The organism is Pseudomonas sp. FG43, assembly GCF_057809175.1.
The window spans coordinates 114406-126659 of the sequence record NZ_JBMDJL010000002.1 but is presented as its reverse complement, the minus strand read 5'-3'; the positions used below and the strand labels follow the sequence as shown (position 1 = coordinate 126659).

General features: G+C 52.8%; 9 protein-coding genes. 1 reads left to right on the top strand and 8 read right to left on the bottom strand.

Features of this window, described 5'->3' with window-relative positions:
• Positions 1-11 precede the first annotated feature (11 nt).
• Positions 12-638: a TetR/AcrR family transcriptional regulator gene (locus ACODS3_RS03385; protein ID WP_489033280.1), complete on the top strand. Its 627-nt coding sequence runs from the start codon at positions 12-14 to the stop codon at positions 636-638.
• A gap of 289 nt (positions 639-927) precedes the next feature.
• On the opposite strand, the gene ACODS3_RS03380 is transcribed toward ACODS3_RS03385, so the two are convergent.
• The 8 genes from ACODS3_RS03380 to ACODS3_RS03345 form a co-directional block, all read right to left on the bottom strand.
• Entirely contained in the window at positions 928-2148 is a 1221-nt protein-coding gene (locus ACODS3_RS03380) for an MFS transporter (RefSeq protein ID WP_304573839.1), read from the bottom strand.
• A 134-nt stretch (positions 2149-2282) separates the two neighbouring features.
• Positions 2283-3173: a 2OG-Fe(II) oxygenase family protein gene (locus ACODS3_RS03375; RefSeq protein WP_489033279.1), complete on the bottom strand. Its 891-nt coding sequence runs from the start codon at positions 3171-3173 to the stop codon at positions 2283-2285.
• Positions 3174-3223: 50 nt separating this feature from the next.
• Positions 3224-4171, bottom strand: coding sequence for a 2OG-Fe(II) oxygenase family protein (locus ACODS3_RS03370; protein WP_304573837.1), 948 nt, complete (start codon positions 4169-4171; stop codon positions 3224-3226).
• A 28-nt stretch (positions 4172-4199) separates the two neighbouring features.
• Positions 4200-5087 carry a 2OG-Fe(II) oxygenase family protein gene (locus tag ACODS3_RS03365; protein WP_489033278.1) on the bottom strand — a complete coding sequence of 296 codons (888 nt, stop codon included), beginning with the start codon at positions 5085-5087 and terminating at the stop codon, positions 4200-4202.
• A complete protein-coding gene (locus ACODS3_RS03360; protein ID WP_304573835.1) occupies positions 5084-7477 on the bottom strand; it encodes a cytochrome P450 in 2394 nt (797 codons plus the stop codon). The genes ACODS3_RS03365 and ACODS3_RS03360 overlap by 4 nt, the downstream gene beginning before the upstream one ends.
• Positions 7474-8439, bottom strand: a complete 966-nt coding sequence (locus ACODS3_RS03355; protein WP_489033277.1) for a 2OG-Fe(II) oxygenase family protein — start codon at positions 8437-8439, stop codon at positions 7474-7476. The genes ACODS3_RS03360 and ACODS3_RS03355 overlap by 4 nt, the downstream gene beginning before the upstream one ends.
• Before the next feature lie 4 nt (positions 8440-8443).
• On the bottom strand, positions 8444-9190 hold the full coding sequence (locus ACODS3_RS03350; RefSeq protein WP_304573833.1) for a tRNA-dependent cyclodipeptide synthase: 747 nt from the start codon (positions 9188-9190) through the stop codon (positions 8444-8446).
• Positions 9191-9723: 533 nt separating this feature from the next.
• The gene (locus ACODS3_RS03345; RefSeq protein WP_201017782.1) at positions 9724-11841 is read right to left on the bottom strand and encodes a TonB-dependent siderophore receptor; all 2118 of its coding nucleotides are present in this window, start codon (positions 11839-11841) and stop codon (positions 9724-9726) included.
• Positions 11842-12254: the final 413 nt, after the last annotated feature.

Below are 12254 nucleotides of genomic sequence, written 5' to 3'. Positions count from 1 at the left end.
GGAGAACCGACATGGCACAGATGGGACGTCCGCGCACGTTTGACCGCGACGTGGCAATCACTCAGGCACTGCATCTGTTTTGGGAGCATGGATACGATGCGACCTCCCTCAGCCAGCTTAAAGCCAGCATTGGTGGAGGCATCACCGCGCCCAGCTTTTACGCCGCTTTTGGCTCGAAGCAGGCGCTGTTCAATGAGGTGATGGAGCGTTACCTCACCACCCACGGTCGGGTCACCGACAGCCTTTTTGATACGACCCTGCCGCCCAGAGAAGCGATTGAACTCGCCCTTCGCCGCTCAGCGAAAATGCAATGTGAGCCCGATCATCCCAAAGGGTGCCTGGTGTCTTTAGGCCTGATGAGTGCTTGCTCGGACGAGAGTAAGGCCATCTCCGAGCCTCTTGCTCGGGCGAGGAGCCTGAACCGTGCGGGGATGGCTGCTTGCATCGAACGCGCCATTGCCGCAGGCGAACTGCCTGAGACCGTGGTGCCGGAGACACTTGCTGCTGTGTTTGATAGCTTTCTTCTGGGCTTGTCGACACTGGCTCGGGATGGTGTGCCGCATGAGACGCTGGATGCTGCGGTGACTCAGGTGATGGGGGTGTGGGATAGCCTGCGTCCTGGTGCCGATGACCAATGAGCCTGAAGTCCAAACTGCAAGATTTTTCACAAGGTAATGATGACGGACAGCGTCGCATTCAACTGAACATTCAGCGTCTGGTGGCCAGCTTCAATTCATGACCACTGACACAACAGGTGTGAATGTGCCCACTACCAGTTACGTGCGGTCCCGCCACCAGTAGAGCCTCGAGCACGAACCGCTCCCGTAACCGCACCCTTGTGTCTAATACCAAGAAGCATCAAGACAATGCTCATAAGACAAGAAATACTCATTGAAGAATTGTCTTGATGCGGGCGTCCCTGAAAACTTAAGTGGATTCGCTGCTCCATTGATCTCCGAGCCCAGCCTTGCGAGTCGCGAACCAATCCAGGACGATCAGCCATGCGCCTATACTCAAGCCTACTCCCAAGACCCACATCGTCGCAGCCGGGCCATTGACCTCTAGTAACCGCGCAGCCAAGGGAACACTCGCAAGAATGGCAATGTTGTTAAACGTTTCAGCGAAGGACAGAACCACCCCCTTGTCCGGTCCAGAGCGCGAAGCAAGCACCACTGTACCCGCAGGCGCTCCCAGCCCTAAAGCGGCGCCCCAGGCACCTAAACAAAACAAGGCCACAGGCAACGGTAAGGGTAGGAGCATGAAGGTAGACATGGATAGAACCAGAATCACCAAAACCAGCAGAAGCATGTCTTCGTCGCGTCTCATATAGCTACGCAGAAGCCCTGCCGCAATATTACCAACGGCCAGCCCCACCCCAAATGCCGCAATACTGATGCCGATCTGGGCAGAACTGAAGCCATAGCGCTGGCGCAGTACTTCACCCGAGAGAAGCAACCCGGCGACACCGGTCCCGTTCCAGGCACCTTTGGCGATCAGTGGTCGGAGAATGTACCATCGCTTGCACCAGCCCAGAGCGTGCCCTTCGACACGGGGTATTACTGGCTGCATAGGTAAGCGCTGTCGTGCTATCAGGAAAACCAAGATACAACCGCATGACACCATGACGAACGGCGCAGCCCAACCGAGAAAGTCCGCGAGAACACCCGCGAGCGCTGGTCCTACGGCTATACCCAGGGTCATGCCGAGCATGACCTTGCCCATGGCACCGGACTGTTTCTCTGGAGAGATCGCGTCAGCAACTATGGCAAAGGTCGTAGGAATGATGATGGCCGACGCAATGCCACCGATCACCCGCAATACAATCGCAATCTCCAGAGTGGGGGCAACAACGATTGCCATGGTGTCGACAGCGAATAGGATAAGGGCGAACAACAGCAGTTTCCTGCGTTGCATTCGGTCAGAGAAATACCCCAACAAAGGCGCTGCAATTGCAAAGGACAGCGCATAGCTGGAAATCAGCCACGCGGCACCACTGGTCGAGGTATGAAAGGCTTGAGCAAGCGGCCCCAGCATGGAAGACAGCATGAACTCTGTCACACCGACAAAGAAGACGGCCATCGACAGAGCCAGCAGGAACAGCCTATCGATTTTGATGGACTGCGGCGGTGAGGGCGTTTTTTGGCGCATGAATTGCCCCATGTGAGGGAAAATAGTGAACGAACTCCAGGCCGATACACGTTCGTCGGACCGACATCGAAGCAGATGACTTTACCAGTGTGGAAAGCCGCCAGTCCGACGGCTGATCCAAAGCGTACAAGCGGTTAATAAAGCCCCTGAGTTTTCTCTTGATAAGTGTTTTGCAGAATTTCGTTGAGAAACACCTCGAAGTTCGCCTCCAATACCAGGCCATGTCCGGGAACATACCGAAACAATCCGGGGCAGAGCCGGGGATCCAGACTACTATCCACAAACAGTGCGTAAGAGAAACGATCAGGTTGGTTTGGCAGTTGCTCCTTGACCCGATGAGCTACAGCTGCAACCGGAGTCGCCGAATGACGAGTCAGTATTTCCATCGCACATCCGAAATTGACAATGAACTCGCCAGGGCGAGGGGAAACGGGCAACCATTCTCCATCTCGAAATACCTCGAGACCAGGCTCCAGAGATCGCAGAATGGTTACCCAACCCGAGTCCTTATGAATATTCAGCCCCCTGGCCCGCACATGGTTGCGAAAATGATTGAACGTCAGGTGATAAGTGCCTTGCATAGAAAGACAGCGTCCTGTGGACTCATCCCACAGTTCGACAGGCAGGTCCAGCTCCGCGAGAACGGCTTTCAGCAACGCCAAAGCGAAATCCTGCATCTCTCCGGCTTGCTGTAGCAGAGGTTTGGGAAAAACCGTTTTCCAGAACCGGCTCTCCAGGAAAAACTGTTCAACTTGGTCAACATCGCGGGAGAAGTAACCTTCCCTGCATGCCAGGCGATCTTCTGTCCAATGCGAAAACCCCTGGTAAGGTGCAGAAGTCCCGGCGCCTACGGGCAGGTAAAAATTGCGGGCGAACAAATCGCCAGCCATTAATTCAATCCCCGGCGACTTGACGAAGAAGAAACCATCGGAAATCGCCCGTGAAAAACCATCGGCGGTATCGAAGATCAGTTTTTTGTTGATTAATTCGGCCGATGCTAAAGTGTAGATATCGTTTTCGTTCATTTTTCTTGGCTTCCCCAGGAGTTAAGTGCTGATTACTCTGCGGGCTCGAACTAGAGCAGGATTTCATCGTTATAGGTCCGACTGACTTCCTGCTCTGCGAACTCAAGTACTGTCTGCACCTTCTGGGCACCGGCGGGCCCATAACGATAAATATCCCCTGCAAGATCACTGTCGAGGAACACAACATAGGAATAGCGTTCATTCTGGTTTTTGCGTTCTGTGCGAGCTACGCCATGGACATTGGCATGAACCTTCTGTGGCAGGTGCTCCGCGAGCACCTCCATAGAACTACCGAAATTGATGATAAAGTGGCCGGGCTCTGGATTAATCGAGCAAAGACGACCATCGATATAAGCGATCAGGCCTGGTTCGGTCGAGCGCAGCACGGTGATCCAGCCAGAGTCGCGATGGAACTTGGAACCTCTGACAGGTTTGTTTGTACGAAAATGATTGAACCCCAGCATTTGGTGCCCCCCACCCTCTGAAAGGCCACTGGTGACACGCGCCCATTCGTCACGTGGAATGTCCAGTTCAGCAAGAATAGAGTGCAAGACTTCAATTCCCAGTTTCGCCATCTGCGCGCCGAGCGCGATTACACTTTCAGGCAACAGGTTCCAGTTGCCCCTCTCGATGTAAAAGTTCTCCCATTGATCGTGCTCTCTATCAAAATAGCCTTGATAAGCTCCCGGTACCTCGCGGTTCTTGAAGCCTGAATAGTCGGAAAGGTCACCTTCTTTTTGCGGCATAAAGCAATGACGGACGAATAAATCACCTGGAGCAAGGTCCATTTCTGTTGGAGTCTTCACCAGAAAAAAGCCTTGCCTAAGTGCTTGTTCAAGTCCAGCGGGATTGTCGAAGACAAGCCGACCATTCACTAGCTGCGAACGAGCCATTGTTATCGCAGAGTAGTTCTGTACCTGACTTTCCAGTGGCATGTTAGGCAAATCGACAGGTGTGCGTAATGTCGGTGATAAACAGCGTTGAGATTTAATATTCACTGGTGCCTCCTGACTGTAGTTCCCGAATTCAGCGATGGACCGAGTCCACTTTAGGGTGGAACTCATAACCCATCTCCGCAGCTTTCTGCTTCTGAAACTCGATGAAAGACTGTACGGGCCTCACTCTCCCTTCACTGAACTGATATAGATCTTGATCCCAGCGCGGCCCAATATAAGAGCCGAACGTGAACCTGTCTGCTTTCAGTGCATGCGTTTCTATCTTACGAACACGGTGATAACTGGCCTGGACAGGTGTAGAAGATTTCTCCATCAGCAATTCAAAGGAATGCCCCAGTACCATGGTGAAATGGCCTGCTAATGGATCAAAAGGAATCCAGGAGCCGTTCTCCAGCGACTCCAATCCAGGCTCCGTGGTGTAGAGCAAAGTCGTGAAGCCACTGTCTTTATGGGCGGTGAGACCGAGAGGGTGAACGGCATTGGAGCGAAAATGGTTAAAGATGCAGTACTGGAGTGCGTCGTTGGACGACATGCCACCCGTTATTTGATCGAAGTATTTCTCCTCAATGCCCACCTGTTTAAAAAGCTGTGCCAAAGCCATTCGATTCAGGTCGTTCATTGCCCACAACAAATCAGCGACCGCGTCTGGAAAGTACTCCCGCCATAAACCGCACTCTATTTGCAACAATTCGTCCTGATCATTTCCAGTATGAGAATAACCCAATAAAGACTTTCCAAGATCTCTTTGGCGAAAACCTCTATATTCGTTGTCACCTCTACTATCACTATCAAGGTCGAAGTAATAGTTTTGGGCCAAAGCGATGCCGGCGGAAAAATCCAGGCCTCTGGGATGTTCCAAATGGAAAGCGCCCAGTTTTCGCGCGAGGTCGAAACCATTTTTTTCATTGAAATGCAGCGTGCCGTCGAGCATCCGGGCAGAGGGAAGAATATTGCTCACAAGCTTTCTCCATGAGATACGGATTTATGGGCGGTGTCCCTGGCTGTGATGATGATGGTGCCCGAGCGGCTGGGACGCGGCATGGCTCTGTGAGGTGCTAGCGTAGCGTCGGACTCGGTTACGCTGACCTGATACAGGCAATACAGCTCAGTCAAGATCAGTGCCTGTTGCCTGACAGAAAACAGCCGTCCTGGGCATTTACGAGGACTTCGATGGGTGTTGACCATGTTGAACGAATTTATTTCGTATCGGTTGCGGGCCAGCAAAGACACAGCGTGGCCTTTTTCGCCGCGCATGGCTTGGCAGATGTTGTTGGAGTCGAATCGCTCAGGAGAGGGAAATAACCTGGCATCGCGATTGGCGCGCCGACGATCAAGCCATAGCATCGTATTGCCGGGAATCGTAACCTCGACTTCGCGATGCAGAATGCTTACCGGACGGTTTGTCCTACGCCAAAGCGCCGTAGGGTTGCTGCCTCCGAGCCGTATCGCCTCCAACACCTGCAGATAAGCTACATCCAGAGCGTTTTCGCCACTGTCAATGGCATGTAGCAGGCGTTCTTTCTCGGTTGGAGTGTCCTCCAGGTAAGTGAGCGTCCAAAGCAAGCTCAAGGCGGTCGTATCATAGGTAGCCACAATCACCGTGCCCAACTCCTTTAACGAATCGGCATCTAGAGAACGTATTGATTCGAGAGTGAAAGGTCGGGAGAACACGGCAAATTGAGCAAGCACCATGTTTGTTGGTGGCGCGTTAACGATCGATTCGTAGTTTGACTCAAGCATGTCGCGCGTCATGTCGACGATCATGTCTGCGTTTTTAATCGACTCGGGGTTCATCTTGCTTATGACGTCCGACGCGATCTCGAAAAAGTCTTTGGCAATGGAGCCGTATTTAGAACTTTGCAGATAGTCGGTCAGAGGCTTCTGATGGAAGTCCAGCACACCCGGCAAACCACTATCGATATGAGCGACGATATGTAAACAAAAATCCTGTAGAGAGAGGCGCTCGCTACTCACCTTGGCCAAATACTCCCGAGCCATTTCGCGCACATGCTGATCAAGCCCGGTAACGAACCTGTTGCTGCCGAGTACGCGCTCAACTACTGCGCGTTTAGCTTGGCGTCGTTCATCACTCAAAGGCAGTGCGCCGAGGAAAGAGCCGAATAGGCCAGCATTTGAATTGATCGAAGGAGTGAGATCCGAGTCTTCAACCAATGGCACGTTAGTCGTCTGGTAAAGCGCCAGATCATCGCCGAGCCAGAAAGAGCAGAGTCCTCCGTTCTTCTCGGCCAGGTCGGCGATGCCGGATTGGGCAAAATAGGCTGAAGCATCCAGCCCCTTGCAAATCGTAGCATGGTGAAATGCTTCAAAATGGTCGGCAGCGGAGTGTGTACCCGGATGGTGAGCAATGACTCCAGGGAAAGGAGTCTTGCTCACTGGAGTTGACGACAGGCTTTTACCGTCGACCTGTAAGATGGCGCACTTCCCGTGATTATTTTTTTCCTCAGGAATACCGAAGTCATTGTAATCATCCTTCCATGTCTGCTCATTGAACTCGCGCAGGAAGGTTTCCACCGGGATGACCGGCTCCGCACGCTGACCATCTGCGCTTATGCTGTAGAGTGATCCTGATGCAGGAGGATTCAGAAAGGCAGCGAAGGAGTAACGATCACCTTTGTCGGCATTGGCCGAACACTCCCGCACTTGATGGAGAACAGCAGCGGTGGGACTGGGCAGCCTTGAAGTAAGAAGCTCAAGAGAGCCACCGAAATTGATGAGAAAACACCCTTTGACAGGCTCGACCTCGACCCAGCCGTCTTGCAATTTCGCCTGTAAGCCTGGTTGGTCGCAGTAGAGAACTGTCACGAAACCAGTGTCTTTGTGCGCAGGCGCCCCCAGCATCCTGCGCTCAGATCGATAGTGGCTTAATGCGAACCACTGGATGCCACCTCCTTCACTTGTATTCCCGGTGACTTCAGGCCACAACTGCGGAGAAACACCGATACTCCCGAGTATGCTGCGCAGAATGCTTCCTGCGATCTCATGCATTTGCTCACACATGTGTACAACGTCGGCTGGAAATGCTGCCTGCCGCTGACGAGCATCGGCCAGAATATGTTCTGTCTGGAAGCTTTCCCGATCAAAGTAAATATCCGGATGTTTCCTGAAACCACGGTATCTCGAGTCCACCTGCGCCTGGTCTTCAATAGGCTCCCGGTAGAACTCTTGAGCAAGCTTTATTCCGGGAGCAAGGTCGAAATCAGGGGGAATCTGCAAGGCGAAGAAGCCATCGCGCAATGCGCGTTCCAATCCATCTTGCTGGAGAAACACAAGACCATTCGTGCCATCGAGATAAGCCCTACAAGGGTGAAACAAAGGAAGCACGCTCATGCTCTCGGCTCCTTTACTGTAGTGCCCTGGTAGATCTCCTCGTCGTTCGCATCGATGATGTCTCGCGAACTGCAGACTCTCCTGAGGCCCCCTTCCGATGAATAGCTGTAAATCCCGGACTCGGCGCCAGGCGCGCAATGACTGGAAGTGAAATGAGCAAAACTGCAGCGATTATGAGTCTGATGCCTGACACGATGCATGATCGCTCTGACAGGAGTCGACGATTCGCGAGTCAACACTTCCATAGAAAGCCCAAAGTTAACCACGAAGTGTTCAGGGGCAGGCTCAAGAGCTTCCCAGCGGTCGTTTCGGTTTACTTCCAGGCCTGGCTCCGTAGTTCGCAAAAGCGTAAGGAATCCATCATCCTTGTGCGAGGCCAATCCGATACCTTCAAGCAGGGGCCTGTAATGATTGAAGGTCAAGTGGTAAGAGCCCTGTGCATCAGAAGCACCGCCACTAGCTAAACTCCAGAGTTGCGGGTCTATGTCGGTCAGTGCCAAAACACTACGAAGGATCTGTCGACTGTAACGGGTAAGTACCTCGCCCGCCTGGAAGATTTCAACTGGATAGTGGCTATGCCAGAAGCGTCTCTCCAAGAGGAACTGCTCGATCTGATTGATTCGTTCGTGAAACCCTAACAATGGATCATTGAATGTTTCGGCTTTAAGATCACGAAAGGCCCCGTAAGGCTCAGTCTCAGCTCCCTTGAAGAAATTGCTGGCGAAAAGGTCGCACGTCTCAACAGCGAAGTCATCCGGTATACGGAGCAGGAAAACCCCATCTCGCAAAGCTGATACACGTGCTTGCACGGAGGTAAAGACGAGTTGATCGCCCACCAAAACCGCTTTCTGCAATTGAGCCTCAGTATCAACGGGCCGTGCGTCGATCCTTTTATCATAGACGTCCTGGTATATCGAACCGCGGTCCAACTGCCAGGGAGACGGAAGGGAAGAGGAAGACATTCCGTTATCTCCTTTTCAATTGAAGAGAAACCACCGTTAACTCTTTTAGCTCATCAAGCACTCCTGGAAAGTCACCGGCAGCTATTTCCGCCAGCGTACTAAATGCTCCAGGATAAGCCATGACTCTAAAGCCCTTCCTGACCAAGCACGCAAATACCGAAAACTCTTCCAGAAAATACTGCGAGGAAAACTCCAGACACTCTCGTTGTTGTTCCTCGCTTAACTGACTCCACTGGTGTCGATGATAATTTCTTCCAAATGTTTCGACCGACTCCCGAAAGCCGGGATGCTCCAGAAAAAACGCCTTCAAAAGCGAATAAAAATTTTCATACTCAGTGCTGCCTTGAATGTCGGAACAGGTCAAATAGTGGAAGTCTGTACAGTGACGATAAGCATCGAGAATGATCTGGCTTTCCTCCATAAACTCACTACCTAACTTCAAGGCCTCGGAGCGAGCCGTCTCTGCGGACATGTTTCGGGTGGACTGAAGAGTGAGACGGTGGATATGATCTCCTATTAAGATTCCGCATTTTTCAAATCGTCGTGCCGCCCACTCCACCATGGATTGAAAACGGGTCGGCGTGAAGTTTCTATTTTCCAGACTTACCCCGATAAAACACTGCGATTCTTGCTCGAAACTATTGCGCCTGGCGTGTGGTGAAACAAAAGCAATCTTGGCTTTGTAACGTTCGCCCGATAGAAATTTTAGTGAGCCGATATCTTCCGATAATAAATCCACTTGCAAGTTCATACGCCAATCCCGGAAATTGAAATTTTCACATGAAAATTATTTTCTTCGATAAATTCGTAATGACCGCCGAGTCCGACCAAGGCATCACCCGAACCGTAAGAGACTTAGATATCACAATGAAATCATTCTTTCCTTCATTAATAGCTGGGACTTACGAGCTTAGCGCCGCTCCTTTACGTGTCAAATTTTTAATAAAAGAAATCGTCATTCCAACTCGGACTCTTATATTACACACCAATAGATTCAGCCATTTACGCGAAGGGGAATTAATACTAATTATATAGCATTCATAAACTTCCCCCTTCAGGAGTCTTTCGTGTCCCTGCAACAGACTGTCGCACCGACCGAATGAACGAAAAACCGCTGCCCTGCTGCATACAGACGGTGTAGCACGCCAGATTTCAGGCAAAGAAAAGCCCGCGATGGGGGGGAGCGGGCTTAAAGGTTCTTTCAGGAGCAGTTATGACATTACCTGCACCGATGTAAAAAAACTGTGAAGGCGCCTGATGGATATCAGGCGCCGACCTGCGCCATCAGAACGTGACGCTGGCAGTCACCCGCGCTGTACGTAGCGCCCCCTCCTCCACCTGCAGCGCGCTGCTGCCGGTTGTGGACGGGTAGTATTCCTTGTTGAACAGGTTGTCGATGTTCAACTGCAAGCTGGTTTTATAGTCATGGGTCGGCAGATCCCAACGCACAAATGCATCGGCCACGGTGTAGCTGTCCATCCAGAAGCTATTGGCATCATCACCCGGACGCTCCCCTACATATCGGGCACCTGCACCGACATGCCATTTGCCGGTTTCAGCCGGTAGCGCGAGATGATGGGTGAGGTACAGGCTGGCGGTGTGCATAGGCGCATTCGGCAGGCGATTACCCTCTTGCTCTGGCGACTCCTCGTTCTTCAGTACCTCGGTACGGTTGTAGGCATAAGTACCGATCATGCTCCAGTTCTCGGACAACTCACCGGTAATATCCAGCTCGACGCCGCGCGAGCGCGCTTTGCCCACGGCCTCGTCGAGGCTGTCACCGTTGCTCTGCAAGACGCTGTTGACCAGGTTCTTCTTGACGATGTCGTACACCGCCAGATTCACGTTGAGTGCCTGGACAGGGGTGTATTTGATCCCCACTTCGTAGCTGCGACCTTCAGTGGGCTTGAAGCTGTTCCCGGCATCGTCAGCATCGTTGGGCACAAACGAGCGGCTGTAGTTGGCGTAGAGTGCGACCGTCTCGGTCGGCTGATAGACGATCCCGCCAAAAGGAATGAATTTACCGCCATTTGAATCGGCTCCAGGCGCATAGGAACTGCCCAGGCCCTGGTCGCTGTATTGATCCCAGTGTTCCTGACGACCACCGAAGACCAGAATCCAGCGGTCATTGAGGTGCCAGTTATCCTTGAAATACACCGAAGTGGTGACGAGGTTGTTTTCTGCGTTGCTCTGCGTCTGACTGATGGTCGCAGGCTCCGCCAGATTGCCGTATACCGGGTTCTGGATGTTGAGATTGCCCGCAGCGGTGTTGGCATTGCGGTAGGTTTTGCCACGGTATTTATCCAGCGATTCGTTGTCCACGCCGACCGTGATCTCGTGTCGCTGACCGAACAACTGCTGGTCACCCATCAGATCCAGAGCGGTGTAACGGCTCTCGTAATCATAGTGCCCGCCGTTGGCGATCCGGCGCAGGTTATTGCCGGTCAGAGCATTTGGCTGGGCTATCGCCAGACTGTAGCGATCCTCGGTCCAGCCATAAGTCAGGCGGCTACGCCATGCGTCATTGAGCTGGTACTCGAATTTCGCGGTAGTGCTCTCGCTGATGCCAACTGTCTTCGCCCAGCGCTCATCCAGACGATCGCGATAACTGATGTCGGCGGGACGACCATTGACGAATACCGTGCCGCGATCGAACGGGCTGGAATAATCATTGTAGGTATACGCCAGCGAGAAACTCGCCCGCTCGCCGACCCAGGCAATCGACGGCGCGATGAGCGTGTGCTCGTCAACGCCATAGTTACGCCAGTAATCCTCGTGGCTGCGCTCAGCGATCAAGCGGTAAGCCAGACCGGTATCTCCCAGCGGGCCGGTGGTGTCGATGCCGAACGAACCACCGCCCTCGCTGAAACCGGAGCCAGTCAGAGTAGTGCTGCGGCTGAACTGCGGCTGCTTGCTGATGACATTGATAAGCCCACCGGGCTCCAGTGCGCCGTACATCAACGACGCCGGCCCTTTGAGCACTTCCACATGATCGGTAGTTGCGCCCAGGTTACGGCCAATTGCCGAGCGAATCCCGTCTCGCAAAATCGAGTTGTCATCGTTGCTACCAAACCCGCGCTTGATCAACGCATCCTTGGTGCCACCCAAGGTGTTGGTCTGGGTGACGCCGCTGACAAAACGCATCGCATCGTTCAGGTCCTTGACCTGATAGTCATCGAGGGTCTGCGCAGCAACCGTATTGACTGTTTGCGCCTCGTCCCGAATCTGCGTGGACCCCTTGCTCGCCGTGGATGTTTCAGTACGGGTGTAACTGTCAGCGTCGGAGGTAGACTGAATGACACTGGCAGGCAGCTCAGTGGCAGGCTCGGCAGCCACCGCAAGACAAGGCAGCGCACAACAGAGAAGAACAGAAGCGTTCAGGCGAGAAAGCGTATTGGCCACGTAAATGACTCCGGCATAGTAAAAGGAATAATTCCCATTTACTTACACGGATGGCAGGCGTGGTTACCTCACATTTTTTTGAAAATATTTTTCAGGGCCGTGCTGCATGAGTGACGGGCTGGACTTTTTCCCTCGCGAATTTTACGTCCGCTAACCAAAAAACCGCCTCCTACAACCCATTCCGACACCCTTTTCCCTTTCATCTGCATGAAGTTTCCGAGAAAATCCCGAGCCCTTGCGCGGGGTGATTTCGGGCTCTAGGCTGCGGTCGTCGCTGAATATCAGTGATCGGGTTTAGCAGCCTGTTTGTCCAATCCCAGCGCAAGCTCCGTCTATGGCGGCTTTGTGCGGGGCACTTTCGAGTGCGCCGGTTTTGGGATGGTCACCGGTCTGCTAACCCGTATCAAAGCTGC